General features: G+C 57.6%; 6 protein-coding genes and 7 pseudogenes. 7 read left to right on the forward strand and 6 right to left on the reverse strand.

Going from position 1 to position 15811, the window contains the following annotated elements; translation table 11 throughout:
- Window positions 1–34: 34 nt before the first annotated feature.
- A pseudogene (gene tnpC / locus OVA00_RS10280) lies at window positions 35–1180 on the forward strand (IS66 family transposase); the annotation flags it as partial.
- A gap of 8 nt (window positions 1181–1188) precedes the next feature.
- On the opposite strand, the pseudogene OVA00_RS10285 reads toward tnpC, so the two are convergent.
- From OVA00_RS10285 to OVA00_RS10295, 3 genes and pseudogenes are all read right to left on the reverse strand, one after another.
- Window positions 1189–1410: pseudogene (locus tag OVA00_RS10285) on the reverse strand (DUF6429 family protein); the annotation flags it as partial.
- A gap of 58 nt (window positions 1411–1468) precedes the next feature.
- Window positions 1469–1783: pseudogene (locus OVA00_RS10290) on the reverse strand (sigma factor-like helix-turn-helix DNA-binding protein); the annotation flags it as partial.
- 510 nt (window positions 1784–2293) lie between these two features.
- Complete coding sequence (locus OVA00_RS10295) at window positions 2294–6700, reverse strand: hypothetical protein (protein WP_268088775.1); 4407 nt, start codon at window positions 6698–6700, stop codon at window positions 2294–2296.
- Window positions 6701–7269: 569 nt separating this feature from the next.
- On the opposite strand from OVA00_RS10295, the gene OVA00_RS10300 reads away from it, so the two are divergent.
- Window positions 7270–8295 carry an IS110 family transposase gene (locus OVA00_RS10300; protein ID WP_268088776.1) on the forward strand — a complete coding sequence of 342 codons (1026 nt, stop codon included), beginning with the start codon at window positions 7270–7272 and terminating at the stop codon, window positions 8293–8295.
- Window positions 8296–8537: 242 nt separating this feature from the next.
- On the opposite strand, the pseudogene OVA00_RS10305 reads toward OVA00_RS10300, so the two are convergent.
- Window positions 8538–9035: pseudogene (locus OVA00_RS10305) on the reverse strand (IS110 family transposase); the annotation flags it as partial.
- A gap of 487 nt (window positions 9036–9522) precedes the next feature.
- On the opposite strand from OVA00_RS10305, the gene OVA00_RS10310 reads away from it, so the two are divergent.
- The 3 genes from OVA00_RS10310 to tnpB all read left to right on the forward strand — a co-directional run bounded on the left by OVA00_RS10310 (window position 9523) and on the right by tnpB (window position 11635).
- Window positions 9523–10575, forward strand: coding sequence for an IS110 family transposase (locus OVA00_RS10310; RefSeq protein ID WP_268088777.1), 1053 nt, complete (start codon window positions 9523–9525; stop codon window positions 10573–10575).
- Between the two features lie 256 nt (window positions 10576–10831).
- Entirely contained in the window at window positions 10832–11284 is a 453-nt protein-coding gene (gene tnpA, locus OVA00_RS10315) for an IS66-like element accessory protein TnpA (protein ID WP_268088521.1), read from the forward strand.
- Between the two features lie 30 nt (window positions 11285–11314).
- Window positions 11315–11635: an IS66 family insertion sequence element accessory protein TnpB gene (gene tnpB, locus OVA00_RS10320; RefSeq protein ID WP_268088778.1), complete on the forward strand. Its 321-nt coding sequence runs from the start codon at window positions 11315–11317 to the stop codon at window positions 11633–11635.
- A gap of 173 nt (window positions 11636–11808) precedes the next feature.
- Here tnpB and OVA00_RS10325 read toward each other — a convergent pair.
- Window positions 11809–13079: pseudogene (locus tag OVA00_RS10325) on the reverse strand (IS256 family transposase).
- Between the two features lie 89 nt (window positions 13080–13168).
- On the opposite strand from OVA00_RS10325, the pseudogene OVA00_RS10330 reads away from it, so the two are divergent.
- Both OVA00_RS10330 and OVA00_RS10335 read left to right on the forward strand, forming a co-directional pair.
- A pseudogene (locus OVA00_RS10330) lies at window positions 13169–13780 on the forward strand (IS66 family transposase zinc-finger binding domain-containing protein); the annotation flags it as partial.
- Window positions 13781–14159: 379 nt separating this feature from the next.
- Window positions 14160–15362 carry an IS256 family transposase gene (locus tag OVA00_RS10335; RefSeq protein ID WP_268088633.1) on the forward strand — a complete coding sequence of 401 codons (1203 nt, stop codon included), beginning with the start codon at window positions 14160–14162 and terminating at the stop codon, window positions 15360–15362.
- A gap of 37 nt (window positions 15363–15399) precedes the next feature.
- Here OVA00_RS10335 and OVA00_RS10340 read toward each other — a convergent pair.
- Window positions 15400–15792: pseudogene (locus tag OVA00_RS10340) on the reverse strand (helix-turn-helix domain-containing protein); the annotation flags it as partial.
- Window positions 15793–15811: the final 19 nt, after the last annotated feature.

Here is a 15811-nt window from a genome sequence, read left to right on the forward strand (position 1 = left end):
AACCGGCCCACCGCACAGAATTCCTGACACTCCCATCGAAACCGTACGCGAGAAATTTAGCTGCCGGGACTGCGAGAAGATCAGCCAGGCGCCGGCACCCTTCCATGCCACGCCACGCGGCTTTATCGGTCCTCATCTGCTGGCGACGATCCTGTTCGATAAGTTCGGCATGCATAGCCCGCTCAACCGCCAGAGCACCCGGTTCAAATGCGAGGGCATCGAGCTTTCGACCTCGACGTTGGCCGACCAGGTCGGGTATGGAACGGCCGCGCTCCTGCCGATCTTTGATCTGATCGAAACGCATGTCTTCGCGGCCGAGCGGCTTTTTGGCGACGACACCACCATTCCCATCCAGGCCAAAGACAAATGCACGACCGGGCGAATATGGACGTACGTGTGCGATGACCGGCCCTACGGCGGCGCGGCAGCGCCGGCGGCCATATACTATGCGTCGAGCGACCGCCGCGGCGAGCATCCGCAGAAGCACCTGGCCGCGTATGGCGGCATTCTGCAGAGTGATTGTTACAATGGCTTCGAGCCGCTCAGTGTCGCCGAAAAGAAAGCGGTGCCGATCACCTTCGCCTTTTGTCATGCGCACGCGCGGCGCAAATTCTTTGAACTGGCCGACATCCAGAAAAATGCCCGCGACCGCAAGCGCAAGGGCAAGCCAATCTCGCCGATCGCATTGGAGGCCGTCCAACGGTACGACGCGCTGTTTGAGATCGAGCGCGACATCAATGGATTGAGCGCCGCAGAACGACTGGCCGCGCGGCAGGAAAAGAGCAAGCCGCTGTTCGATGACATGCACGCGTGGCTGAAACGGGAGCGCGCCTCGCTCAGCAAATCGTCCGAGGTGATCGAGCCGATCGATTACATGCTGAAGCGCTGGGATGGCTTTGCCCGTTTCCTCGACGATGGCCGGATTTGTCTCACGAACAATGCGGCCGAGCGCGCGCTGAGAGGAATTGCCCTCGGGCGTCGAAACTGGACCTTCGCCGGCTCCCAGCGTGGGGCCGATCGTGCCGCCATCATGCTCTCCGTCATCACGACTTGCCGTCTCAACGACGTCGACCCAAAGGCGTGGCTCGCCGATGTGTTTAGCCGCATCGCCGATCTTCCCGTCTCCCGCCTGCACGAACTGCTGCCGTGGCAATGGAAGACACACAAAGGGACGGCTATTGCGGCGTTTCGCGTAAACAGCTCCCGGAACAATGCTTCCGAACGCGCCAAGCCTTCATCGGTCAGGATCAATGACTTCGACTTGTTGACTGGGTCGCCGATCAAGCCCTTCTTGTGAAGCCGATCCGTCGTTGCCCAGTCGAAGCCCTTCCAGGCACAGCGTTCGTTATGCAGCGTCAGCCATAGCAGCGCCAAAACCGCATCGTCGATCTTGTCCTCATCGATCTCCATGAACCCACGTTACCACGCGCGGCGCTCAAAATCCTGCGGCCCTGCTCGGATGGATACGTGTCAGCGTCACCCCTTTGCGCTTCAGCTCGCTGGCGATGTTCGCCCAACTGGGCTCATCCAGATCCTGCGGCGGCCGCCCGCGGCGGTGGAACAGGCGACGCTGCAAAACGGCGTCGTCATCAAGGCCGGGCGGCAGGGGCCAGCATGACAGACCCTCTTCCCGAGCCCGCAGAAGGTAGGTCGACACGGTCGTTTTGCTGATCTTCAGCCGTTCCGATATCGCCCGAACAGAAAGCCCTTGTTCGTGCGCCAGTCTCAAAATCGATCGAATGTCCTTCACACTCGTAAGTCTCGCCTGCTTCCGTCTCGCCATTCACCCCACCTCGTTCAAATCGAGGTGCAGAATGACAAAGACGGCGCGGGCGAAAGTCGATCTTTTGTCGCCGAGAAGACTGTCCGGGATTTACCGAAATCGCTGTCCGGGAATTAGCGAAATCCCTGTCCCGGATTTAGCGAAAACGCTGTCCGCGATTTAATGGAATCGCTGTCCGCGAATTACCGAAACCCGCAGCTTTCCAGCAGATCAAGGAACGGACCCCGCTGCAGCAACCAAAGCTGCGGCTCCCATACCGGGCGCTGCGAGCACTTGCGGTGCTGTGAAACAACTGCCGAAGAGCGTGGTGCGGGAAATCTGCACGCCACGTTCTGTGGGAACCGGAGGTGGGTGACCGACTCCGGTGACCCGGTGGCGATGGGTAACCATCGTCCCTAACGGGACCAATTCAGCGAAGGTGGCAAGGATGTTGAAAAACAATGCCCATCGGGTCGGATGGGTCATGGACGCTGGCCCCGATCTGCAACTTAAAGAAATGTTACAGGTCCCCTATCCGACCCGCGGTACGAAACGGGTGATTTTCGCTTTCCTAATCAATTTCAAGTAGCTCTCAGTTCGGTCACGATCGAGTCCCATCGCACGGAACTGCTCTGCGGTCCCGTTGAATATGGGCGGCTTGCCGAGCGTCTCACTTTCGGAGAAGAATTGTTTCCAGGTGGGATCGCGCCACGTTTTGCCGTTGTCGATAATGAAGTGATTTGTCGTAATGTTCGAGCCGCTGTTTGCTGGCGTATACTCCCGGACAGGTCCGCCCAAGGCAGCGGTCGCCTCTTGGCAGAGGCGTAATCCGGTCCATTGGCGATCATCAAAGCTCGTGCCGCGGCGCGAAAGTCCCCTTGAGATTTCAAGACGATGTCTCGAATAGCCCTCTTCTTTCATTTTTCTCTTGAGTATGGTTTCTCGCATTTGGCGAACTGCCGGATCCGCGAGATCGCCCTCTGCCACAGGTGGAAACAGGGAGGTTCTGTTCGCGGTGACATAGGCGTCAATCTCATCCGAGCTCATCGGCTTGTGCCAGTCAATGGTAGCCAGCAATCTGGTTTTTTCCTGAAACGCTCGGCTTGACGGATCCGCCGGTATAGACAGCGCGTTGAGCTTCTCTCCCAACTTGACCAGCAAAGCCTGGGCGTCAACCGTATCCAGATTCTTGCCCTGAAGCTCGTCGAGAACATCCGCGACGTCTTGCAGTTGTTTTGGCTTCCAGCCCTTGAAGCCGGCTTTCCACATTTTCACGTGCTTTTCGGTGATCAGGCTTTCAGGCTCACCGATTCCGAGCCCATATTTGAGGCCTGATACGTCGGCCGAAACTTCCGCCAATACACTATCAGAATTCCTCCGAGGGGCTGGGCTTGTCCGCTGTCCGTCAAGGGAACCTGACGGCGAGGCAGTCTCAGCTCTGTTGAATGTGGCTGCGCCCCGATCTTCAATGAGGCTCGTTAGCAACCCGTTCGTATTCTTGTGAATGACACCGGCATCGAGGAGCTCTTGAACCATCTTGGATTCTTCGATCCGATTGCCAGCATCAAGTATCTTTCGTGACTGTTCCAAGCTGATACGACCACCCTTGGCGGCCTCCGCTGCGATTTTCCCCTGAACAGCTTTCAACAATGCCTTATAGTCGCCGCTAAACCCCTCAGGGTTAGACGCGAGCATGTGCATAAATGACTGCTTGTAGACTTCAGACCAGACAAGCTGTGAAACGTTGTTGTCAGCACACTTCACCAACAATTCTGCTAGCTCAGACCCAATTTCGACTGGCTGCGGGTCCGATGCTTGACGACTGGCTGCGGGTTTCCGGGAGCCACGTAATGCTGCCTTGGATTTAGGCCCAACAGGCAAATTCTTCACTTCAGCGTCAACGGCTGTCTCGATGTCACGGATCAATTGCGATACATCGGCTTCTCGCCCAACGCCCTCGATCTGCGAAGCGCTTTTTCGTACGAGCCGGCCAATTGTCTGCTTGGCCAAGACCGCGATGGCCTTCGTCGCGCCTCCCAGCGTCATCTCGGCTGCGATCGAGGTGTAGAATTTTTCAACCATGCCCCTGGCCAAGCGGTCTCTTTCCTCCAGGTCATCCGTCGCGGCAAGTTCAGCGGCGTCTGCTGCTATGTCTGTCACCGCCGTTGCCGCGACGCCAGCAATTACGCCAGCTGCCACTCCGGGAAAAGCGACCGACAATCCTACGGACAAGGCATAGCCAGCTCCGGTTAGTGCTGGTCGCAACACGCGCAAAGCGTCTTTGGTTGATTTTTCCCATGCCGACGTGGTGTTATAATCCCAGTCGCTCTTCAGCAAATTCTTCCAGTCGGAAACGATCGGATTGCTATCTTTAGACTTCAGTTCGTCGATGCTCTGGCCCGTGGCACTCTGCTTTATCTTGTTCAAATAGAGAGTGCGGGTAAAATCAACCAGTTTTTCTTTGGCACCCGACTTGCGTGGCGCCTCAGATAGGATATCCGCGATCTTTACGATCGAATCGATATCCTCGTCGTTGGGAGACACAAGCCCCGAGGCCGTTAACGCAACGTAATCACTGAGATCTTGCGCCAGAGTATCCGCTTCATTTACGCGCGCGCGATTGACCGGGGCTGCACTCATGCGACCGTTATCGCTTGTCGGAACATAGAATTTGCCCCCGCGGGCCTCCAAGGCCTTAAGGTATACACTCGGATTGGTCAGATATTTGCCGCTGTTGTATTGCTCCATCTTCTTTAGTTTCGACGCCATCTCGCCTTTGGTTTTGGCGTCGATCCCTTCGGCGAAAATTTCTCTGAACTGCTCGCTCTTAAAGAGAGCCAACTGCGCCTTCAGACCTTTCGGTATGACCGCAATTTTTTGCTGATTTAGATTGATCAGCATGCCGGAAAATTGTTCATCTTCTCCTGTTGGCAAAAAGAGTGTATTCGGATTGAGGACTTCTTCGCGCCCGGACAGGGATAGCTTAGAGGCACTGCCTCTGAGGGCTTTGCGTTTTCCGTCGAGGAACTCGTACAAATACCCCTGAATTCTCTTTTGTTCAGTGGAATTCAGCTCACCTTCTTGAGCAATGGTCGTGAACACAGGAATGGCATCCAGAGACTGGCTGACATTGACGACCAGTTCATCCCGATTCTTCTGGAAGAATTGGTCGACATCCTGCGTGTGGCGAGGAGAAAGGTTTAGGTTCCACACCTTCTTGACTGTTTCGCTCATGCCGAAAGGAAAGACAACCTCTCCTCGTTTTTGCGCAACGCTGGCGGCGGTCGCTTGCTTTCTTTTGGGAACGATGACGACATTATCCCTGCGGGTATATTGCAATGATTCGCCCAGATACGTCATGATTTCTCCATCACTGTATTCTTGGTTGCCTGGGGTCTCGTTGACTTTCTGCAATAGAGGGGGTTGCCCAAGCTTCTGGCGCTCCTTATAGCCCGGGGGCCAGGGATTGTAGATGAACAGTTCACCGTTTTTGGCACGGTACGAGTACGTCCGCGCCAGTGGTTCGGTTACGTTGTAAAATCCCCCAAGTGGGTTGCGGAAGGTCGACTTTCCGCTCGAGAAAACCGGATCGTATCTGTCGGCATCATCAAGAAATTCAGTCGGCTCGTCCGGTATTTGCGCAAGCAGCGCTTGCTTGAAAAAACCAATATCGATCTGCGACATCTCCGGCCTTTGGGAATGGAATGAGCCTTGGCCTGGTTGTATCCCGTCAAAATCTGCCCCGAGTGTCGTCTGCGCGGCGTGTTGGGCGGCTCCCTGCGCAGCTATCGCGAGGGTGGTGACCCCATTGCTCAAGGTCTCCTGGGTAAAGTGCTCGCTGGATTGATATCCACTCAGCTCGGTCACAGCGAAAAGTTCAGGGTCGATCTTCTGCAGCTCGGCATTGATGTAAGGCTCGGTTTTGAACGCAGAGACTGGCAAGGCAAGCGCTGTTGCGTTCCGATACTCTCGGCGCGCCTCCAGCGTACCGCCATCTTGCGATGGACGATCGGCCAAAGCGCGCACTTCAGCGCGGAAACCCTGTAGTTCCTTTGAGTTAAACGCGATCTCGTAGGCGGCGTTGAGGGCTGAATCGGTCATGTTTGTGCGCCGGAATGGCCCCTGGCTATCGTTGAAGCACAGAAGGTAGGGCAAGTACCCAACATCGCCAAAGGCCTGTGTTAGCACTTCGGGGCCGGTCGTAATAACGTCAGCGTCTCGAGGGCTGAGGGGAGACTGCGCAAAAAACCTGGAGAGGGCTTTCTGTACATCTGCCTTATCGTAGGCGTCGATGTCATCGCCAACGTCAGAATCATAGTCCTCGATGCGTTCGATAACCTTCCTCTGAATTGAATTCAGGGAGTCCAGATCCGATTCGACCGAGAAATCGGGGTCTTCATGATCAATCAGCGCCTTCCGGGCCGCCTTCACGGTTTCGTCAACGACCTCGGAATTTTTCCTATTCTTGAATATACTCTGAAGAACATCAAGCGTCATTTGACGCCGCGCAGTCAGGAACTTCTGCTGTTCCGGCGTATTGTTGTTCAGCTTGGTGGCCGCGTCGTCCTGCAGGAATTTTTCTTTTAGATCTCCCAGGGCCAAAATCCTTTTGGCGCCGAACGTGGTCTGGGTCAAATATAGCTGGTGTCGCAGCAGCTCTCGCTTGCCGGTCGAATCCAGCCCCTCATAATACTTGCGCAACGGATCTGTCACAAACCCATGCGAAGCCGTCACAAACGTATCCAGCTCGCTTTCCGGTTCTGCTGTTTCCGGCGGGACCGTGCTTGCAGTCGATTGCACAGCGGTATCGGGTGCTGCGCGCGCTTGCCTGATTGCAACAGACTTGCCTTCAGAGGAAGATACCGGCGCACTACTATCGTTCGGCGGCTCTTGAACAGGTACGTAGGCGGACTGGGAAGCAGCAGATATCGCAACCATGGATGTTCTCATTGGTGAAAGGACTGCGAAGTGCGTCTTCCAACCTGAAACTGAACGTGCACTCAGCACTGAGCGGAAGCCGCGTTCTGAGGCGTCTCAGATCCCGGGCCAGCCGATGCTGCAGTTTTGCGTTCATTCAGACAGACGAGCTGGTTGCGATTGCCGGCGCTTGTCCGTCAATTCCGCGACACTGACCGAACAGCCGCGTCACGCGGGTGTTTCGGTTCGACCGGCCATGCAAAGTTCGTCACGAAGTGTGCTCCGCGCAATGTTCACACGCAAACTAACTGCAGTAAATGTTATGGAGAACTAATATAGCCAAATATCGGGCTACGGCGTTCGCAATCCTGCGCATCGACAGACGCGGAGGCTATCGTAATTGGGGTCGGAACAAGATTTGTTCCCCCAGACACGCGGCCTTTATCAACATGGGGTAATCGCGGGAGCGGTGCCCTACTGGCTGCTGAACGGATATTTCCACGACGTAGCCAAGGTGGTTGTTCCCCGACAAGATGGAAAAACGGGAACATGGCGCGGGGCCCGTCCCAAGCATCGAACAGGAAACAACCATGGAAGAATATATCGGGCTCGACGTATCGTTGAACGACACCGCGATTTCGGTGCGGCGAAACGGCAAGCGGGTATGGCGTGGAAAATGCGCATCCGATCCGCAACTGCTGGCAGCTGTTATCCGTGAACGCGCTCCGAAAGCAAAGCGCGTGGTATTCGAGACGGGACCTTTGTCGGTCTGGTTTTACCATGAGCTGACTGCACAGGGTGTCCCGGCAATCTGCATTGATGCTCGGCACGCCAAAGCGGCGCTCAATATGGCGACCAACAAGACCGATGCAAACGATGCCGACGGCTTGGCTCATCTTGCCGAGGTTGGCTTTTACAAAGCAGTCCGGGTGAAGGATTCTAACAGCATGCTGACCCGTACCCTTGTCGGTGCCCGCGGTCAGTTGATCAAAATTGTGACTGATCTTTCCAATCAGATACGAGGTCTCATGAAGACCTTCGGGCTCATTGTTCCGAAAGGAGCAGGACGCGTCTTTGAAGCCCATGTGCGCAGGCTGCTTGCCAGCAATGGCATGCTTGAACAGATCATCGTGCCACTGCTGGAAGCTTGGTGCAGTATCCGCACCCGGGCTGCAGAGCTTGACCGGCAGCTTGTTGCCACCGCGCGAATGAGCACTCCATGCCGATTGCTCATGTCCATTGCAGGTGTCGGTGCGGTTACAGCGGCAACATTCACGGCAGCAATCGAAGCACCGGAAAACTTCAAGACGTCCCGCGCTGTCGGAGCATGGCTGGGTCTGACCACCCGGCGTTATCAGTCCGGTGAAGTTGATTATGACGGGCACATATCGCGGCGCGGCGACAAATATCTGCGGGTTCTCTTGTACGAAGCGGCTGGGGTTATCCTGACCCGAGCCCAGGCCGACAGCGCACTTCGCAGATGGGGAGTGAAGCTGAGGGAAAGGATCGGCTTCAAGCGGGCGGCGATTGCTGTGGCGAGAAAGCTCGCCGTCATCATGCACACGATGCTGAAGACTGGGCAGCTCTTTGAGAGAGCTATCGGCACAACCGCCTGAACTGATGATAAAAAACGTCGGGAGCGCACAGATGATGTAAGTCAGGGAGCTATCAGAATTGCGTCCATTGCTTCGGATGCATCGAGACGTCCTTGCCGGGACGTGGGTCGGGTTATTCCGCGTATTTGGTTGCAGCAAGGGTCTACGTCTTGAACTGCGTTATCAACATTGGAAGACCCATCCAGCGAAACCCATACTGCGGCGGCCTCAGTTGCCGACCGCGAAGACAACCGTGCTCCTGGCAAACGTACTTCAAAGACGCGTCCTGCTCCTTTCGGAACAATGAGCCCGAAGGTCTTCATGAGACCTCGTATCTGATTGGAAAGATCAGTCACAATTTTGATCAACTGACCGCGGGCACCGACAAGGGTACGGGTCAGCATGCTGTTAGAATCCTTCACCCGGACTGCTTTGTAAAAGCCAACCTCGGCAAGATGAGCCAAGCCGTCGGCATCGTTTGCATCGGTCTTGTTGGTCGCCATATTGAGCGCCGCTTTGGCGTGCCGAGCATCAATGCAGATTGCCGGGACACCCTGTGCAGTCAGCTCATGGTAAAACCAGACCGACAAAGGTCCCGTCTCGAATACCACGCGCTTTGCTTTCGGAGCGCGTTCACGGATAACAGCTGCCAGCAGTTGCGGATCGGATGCGCATTTTCCACGCCATACCCGCTTGCCGTTTCGCCGCACCGAAATCGCGGTGTCGTTCAACGATACGTCGAGCCCGATATATTCTTCCATGGTTGTTTCCTGTTCGATGCTTGGGACGGGCCCCGCGCCATGTTCCCGTTTTTCCATCTTGTCGGGGAACAACCACCTTGGCTACGTCGTGGAAATATCCGTTCAGCAGCCAGTAGGGCACCGCTCCCGCGATTACCCCATGTTGATAAAGGCCGCGTTGCTACTTTTTGCGCTCACACCGCGGTGACGACGCTTGTTTGCTTATAAGTATCTAAAACCATTATGTTAATTCGGAGGCTGCTCTCTTGAAAAGCTCCTTCTGGACCCGGGTTGCCTTCGCGGTGTCGCAGTGGGCCGCTGCCCCTTTCGTTGTGGTGGGTTGATAGGGCCGGTCGCTGTCACATCGCTGACGGAACCAATCCGCCCGGCCTTCGCATGGGTGGACGATTGCTGTTCGCTTGGGTCCGTCGATATCGTCGACGTCTCCGAGCACCATTGAAATGTGCCTAGATAGCCGTGTTTAGACCTTGCTAGAGAGGAGGCGTGCATGGGTGAGACTAGCATTATCGGAATTAACCTGGCCAAGGGAATTTTCCATTTGCATGGGATTTGCGCTGACGGTTCTGTAGCTTTTCGCCGCAGACTGTCGTGCTGCCACGTGTTGCCTTACCTTGCTGGATATCCGGCTTGCCTTGTGGCGATGGAAGCTTGTGCAAGCGCTCACTATTGGGCCCGCGAGATCAGTAAACTTGGCCATGATGTCCGTTTGATTGCGCCTCAATATGTGAAGCCCTTCGTCAACCGCCGCAGGAATGATGCAGCGGACGCCGAAGCAATTGCCGAGGCGGCATCTCGACCAACGATGCGTTTTGTTGCACTCAAGGATGCTGAGCAAGAGAGCTACGCAATGGTCCTCAAAACCCGTGAATTGCTGTTGGGGCAAAGAGCGCAGGTGATAGATGCGTTGCACAGGCAGATTGTAGAGCACGGTCTTATCGCTCTTAAGGAGAGAGAGGGTTTCGACAGCCTTGAAAAGGGAGGCGAAAACGGGGAGCTAGACTTCGCAAATGTCGTTCGAGATCTCTCGAGAACGTTGCTTGTTGGGGTACTCAGCGGACGTATCTCCGTTCTGGACGAGCAGATGAGAAAGATCGCAAAAGAAGAAGAAGTCTCCTGCCCAAATTTGGGGACCGCGATAGCCGACAAGGCGACGCCGGCTCTGCCCTTTCCCCGTGTCCCCGAACCTGCAGCATGGCTCGGGCTTACACTGAAACGGAATTCGACTTATTGGTCGCGAGTGGGTGAGACATCGCAGATGTGGCAAAAAAAGCTTCGGCGGGTGGTGCGCCTCGCAGCCGCGGCCGTCTTGCAAATGACAGCGCGATACGGTGCGGCGGTGCCATCGAGGTTTGACAGCCAGCCAAGCATCAGTAAAGGCGAAGCGACAAATAGGCTGAATAGCGCTGCCTGTTTCAATGGGCGCGGCGAACTACGCGATCGATCCATCGAAGGACAGACCTTTCGGGTTTCCGGCCTCAACCTGGTGGTCAGTGTCTCACCGTATGGCGTGAGGAAAGGCGATCCCGAAAGCGTGAGTTAGTTGGGAAAGCCACCACGATCTGTGGTGGCTATGCACGCCGTCATCTGGCGATCGCCTCCACCATCTCTCTCTGGAATAGAGTTCGCATTGGTGTCGCCACTGATCTTGGCTGCCTCACATCTTGCGGCAGACATTCGTGTTGCAAGCGCCGACGTGGAGGCCGAGTTGTAAGCGCCGTCTCCGCCCCATTGGATTGGCTGTATTTTGAGGCTTGCTGCGTGTGCGAGAAGGTTTCCAGGACTATCTGGAGATTTGCATGGCAGATGATGGATTTGTTGGTCGCTATGAGGTTGTTGAGCCGCGGCGCGGTAACCGGCGTTGGCCGGATGATGTGAAGGCTCGGATCGTGGCGGAAAGCCTTGAGCCTGGTGTGCGAGTAGTGGATGTCGCGCGCCGTCACGGCGTTGTAGCAAACCAGCTTTCCGATTGGCGACGTCAAGTGCGTGACGGCATTCTGGTGCTGCCGTTTGCAGCGACAACGACGCTGTCGGAGCACGATGGTATCGAGCCGGCATTCGTGCCTCTGGCAATCGCTGCGGAGCCACCTGAGCCTGTCAATCGTTTGTCGCTTCCGAAGCTGGCCTCCGACGGGCCGCAGGCGCAGGTTTTGACGTTGGAGATTGGCTCAGACGTTGTGATGCGGGTTCCTAACGATGTGCCGGTTGAACGTGTGGCGGCTCTGGTGCGAGCCATGCGAGGGACGGCATGATCGTCGCGGGCCAACGACTGCCGATCCTGATTGCAACGCGGTACGGTGGACTTCCGCTGTGGGCATCAGGCGCTGGCTCTGATGGTGCAGACCGAGTTGAAGCTCGACCCGCATTCCGGGGTGACGGTGATCTTCCGGTCGAAGCGCGGGGATCGTCTGAAGATCCTGGTGTGGGATGGCACAGGAATGGTGCTGACCTACAAAATTCTTGAACATGGAAGCTTTGCCTGGCCCAAGGTGCAGGATGGGACGATGCGCCTTTCCAGGGGGCAATACGAGGCTTTGTTCGAGGGGCTCGACTGGCGGCGAGTGATAGTGCAACGGGTGATCGCGCCGTCGGCGGCAGGGTGAATATCCGGCCGTCTTTGCATTGTTTTGTTTGGCTTTTTCGTGCTGCCTTGCTATAAGGGCGCATGTCATCACCCCTTGATCTCAGCTTGTTTCCGGACCTTCCGCCAGAGGTGGTAAAGGCGTTTGCGGCGATGCAGTTCGGAGCTATGGCGGGAAATGGGTGACGAGGCCGATCAGGCGGCGCGATGGTCAGGGGTCGTCGTTTCGGCGACACCGTCGGTGAATTTGACGCCGGCGATGACCTTTGGCAACTGATTTTCGCCCTTCAGCCGGCGCCAGGTTTTGGCGGCGCTCATGACGAGCTTGAAGACCATGAGCCGTGCTGTGTTGTGGGACAGGCCTCCCTTGGTTCGCACCGTGCGGTGCCTGACGGTGGCGAAGACGCTTTCGATCGGGTTCGAGGTGCGCAGATGGTCCCAGTGTTCGGCCGGGAAGTCGAAGAAGGTCAGCAATGCCTCGTGGTCCTTCGTCAGGCAGTTGACGGCCTTGGGATATTTGGCCTTGTATTTGTCGACGAAGACGGCGATCGCGACCTCGGCGGTTGCCCGATCCGGGGCATCGCGGACCTCCCTGAGATCGGCCTTCATGTTCGGCTGCACCGACTTCGGCACCTTGTTGAGGATGTTGAGGAGCTTGTGTTGGCAGCACCGTTGATGGCGGGTCGAAGGGAATATCTCCTCCAGCGCCTTCCAGAAGCCGAGCGCGCCGTCGCCCACGGCAATTTCTGGCGCAATCGAAGCCCGCGGGCCTTCAGCCCGACGAGCAGCTCGCGCCAGCTCTGGGTGCTTTCGCGCACGCCGACTTGAAAGCCGACAAGTTCCTTCTTGCCTTCCGGCGTCGCGCCGATGACGACCAGCATGCAAGCGGCATCGTCCTCCATGCGTGCCTGAAGATAGACCCCGTCGGCCCAGATGTAGACGTAGCGGCGGGCTGACAGGTCGCGGCGTTGCCAGCGATCATAGTCGGCCTGCCACTCCTCCTTCAGCCGGCCAATCACCGAGGGGGACAGGTTCGGTGCGTCCTTGCCGAGTAAGGCGGCAAGCGCCTCCTGGAAATCGCCGGTCGAGATGCCGCGCAGGTAAAGGACCGGCAGCAGAGCGTCGAGGCTCTTCGTGCGTCGTGCCCACTTCGGCAGGATCGCCGACGTGAAGGTGATGCGATCCTCGCCGCAAGTCTCCAAAGCCCGGTCGCGCAGCTTGACGCGGCGCACCGCAACCGGACCGATCCCCGTCTGGATCGTTCTTTCAGGCCCATGGCCGTGCCGCACCACCCGGTCCCGCCCATCGCTCAGGCGTTCGCTGGCCATGGCCGCAAGAAACGCCTCGGCTTCCGCCTCCACGGCCTGTGCCAGAAGCCGGCGCGCGCCTTCGCGTAGAACCGATGTCAGGGGATCATCGAGCGTCTCGGGATGCGGAAAGGAAACAACAGTGCTATCTGTCTTCATGGCGTATCGCTCTTTCATGAGGTTCTGGCAGGCTTGTCACCCGCCTCGATACGCCGCCCTCATCAAACCGTCATCACCCAGTTTCCGTCATAGCTCTGCAGTTCGAGCTGTCGGTCGAGCGTTCTGCACGTCAGCATGAGCAGGCTGTGGTGGCCGAAAAGGACGCCTTCATCGCCGAGTTGAAGGAACTGGTCGAGAAGCTTGAAGGTCAGGTTCACGACTACAGGCGCACGAAGTTCGGGCCGAAATCGGAAAAGCTCGATCCGGCGCAGATGGAACTGGCGCTGGAAGACCTTGAAACGGCAATTGCCGAAACACAGGCGCGGATCGCCGCCGTCGAGAAAAAGATCGAAGCCAGCGCATCCGATCCGGACAAGGCGGCTCCTCGCAAGGAGCGTAAGGCCCGTGCACTGCCCGAACACCTGCCGCGGGTCGAGCGCGTGATCGAGCCCGAGAGCATCGTTTGTCCCTGCGGTTGCGGCACCATGGTTCGGATCGGCGAGGATCGGACGGAACGGCTCGACCGGGTCCCGGCGCGCTACGAGGTGATCGTCACGATCCGCCCGAAATACGCATGCCCCAAGGGTCGAACGGGCGTCGTCCAGGCCAGAGCGCCGGCGCATCTCTTGGAAGGGAGCTGGCCGACTGAAGCCCTTCTGGCTGAGATTGCCGTCTCCAAGCATTCCGAACATATGCCGCTTCTGTGATCGGGCAGGTTCTGTCAATTCGCTATCCACGAGCAGGGCCATGCTTCTGTCCGTGGTCGGCGTTGCCGCCACAAAATGCGAACTAAGGAGGCGGACGGTACAATCTCTACCCCGTGCTTGAAGCGACTCCGGCAGATGCGTACTCAGTCAACCTTCGTCCCCGCTCGGGACACCGTGACCGCCTGCCTGCGTTTCAGCGGCAGACGGTAGACGCGATTAAACGAGCACTTCTTTTTCGGTCGCCCATTTGAATGGAGCTTGCGAACGCCACATGCTGTGAAGAATGACGGCGAGCTTTCGTGCAACAGCGACCCTGGGAGTGTCAGGAATTCTGTGCGGTGGGCCATGATGATGAAAAGGAGCGAATCATCACATGGCTATCGAAAAAGAACTTCTGGACCAACTTCTTGCTGGTCGTGATCCATCCGATGTTTTCGGCAAGGACGGCTTGCTGGATGACCTGAAGAAGGCACTGTCGGAGCGTATTCTCAACGCCGAGCTTGATGAACATCTCGCCGTCGATCGCAGCGAAGGACCGTCGGGCAATCGGCGGAATGGATCTTCGAAAAAGACGGTGCTGACCGGTACCTCGAAGATGACGTTGACCATCCCGCGCGACCGGGCCGGTACGTTCGACCCGCAGCTGATCGCCAAATATCAGCGCCGCTTTCCCGATTTCGATGATAAGATCATTTCCATGTACGCGCGCGGCATGACGGTGCGGGAAATCCAGGGCCACCTCGAAGAAATCTACGGTATCGACGTGTCGCCGGACCTGATCTCGGCGGTGACCGACCAGGTTCTGGAGGCCGTTGGCGAGTGGCAAAACCGCCCGCTCGAGCTGTGCTATCCCCTCGTGTTCTTCGATGCCATCCGGGTCAAGATCCGGGACGAAGGCTTCGTTCGCAACAAGGCCGTTTATGTCGCGCTCGCAGTTCTGGCGGACGGCACAAAGGAAATCCTCGGGCTCTGGATCGAGCAGACCGAAGGGGCAAAGTTCTGGTTGCGCGTGATGAATGAGCTGAAAAGCCGTGGCTGCCAGGACATCCTGATCGCCGTGGTCGATGGCCTGAAGGGCTTTCCCGAAGCCATTACGGCCGTCTTCCCTCAGACGATCGTCCAGACCTGCATCGTCCACCTGATCCGGCATTCTCTGGAGTTCGTGTCCTACAAGGATCGCAAACCCGTCGTACCGGCGTTGAGAGCCATCTATCGTGCTCGAGATGCCGAGGCTGGAATGAAGGCGCTGGAGGCTTTCGAGGAAGGGTATTGGGGCCAGAAATACCCTGCCATCTCTCAAAGCTGGCGGCGCAATTGGGAACACGTTGTTCCCTTCTTCGCCTTCCCAGAGGGCGTCCGCCGCATCATCTACACGACGAACGCCATCGAGGCGTTGAACTCGAAACTTCGTCGGGCAGTGCGCTCGCGCGGCCATTTCCCGGGTGACGAAGCCGCGATGAAGCTGTTATATCTGGTCCTCAACAATGCGGCCGAGCAGTGGAAGCGCGCGCCGAGGGAGTGGATCGAGGCAAAGACACAGTTCGCCGTCATCTTCGGCGAGCGGTTCTTCAACTGATGAAACCGGCCCACCGCACAGAATTCCTGACACTCCCCATGTCCTTGCGCCATGGCTTGACATCATTCTCGGCCAGGCGCCGGCGCACCGTCTCGCGCGACAGCTGTTCGTGCTCGGTCAGCTTGACGAACGCGTCGGCCAGCAGCTCCAGCGTCCAGCGGGCGCAGCCCGGCGGCGGGCTGGAGCAGGCGGTGGCCACCAGCAGGGCTTCCTCCTTGCCGGTCAGCTTGCGTTGCGCGCCCGGGCGCGGCTCCTCGCCAAGCGCCGCCTCCAGGCCCATCTCCACGAAGCGACGCTTGGTGCGGTAGACTGTGGAACCGCCGACCGCCACCGTTGCGGCGATGGTCTCGTCGCTGAGCCCCGCCTCGGCGGCGAGCAGGATCTGCGCCCGCTTGAGCTTGCGCGCCGGGTGCTTGCCGCCGCGCAGCATGCTCAAGAGTTCGTCGCGT

The organism is Ensifer sp. SL37, from assembly GCF_026672675.1.
Classification (GTDB): domain Bacteria; phylum Pseudomonadota; class Alphaproteobacteria; order Rhizobiales; family Rhizobiaceae; genus Ensifer; species Ensifer adhaerens.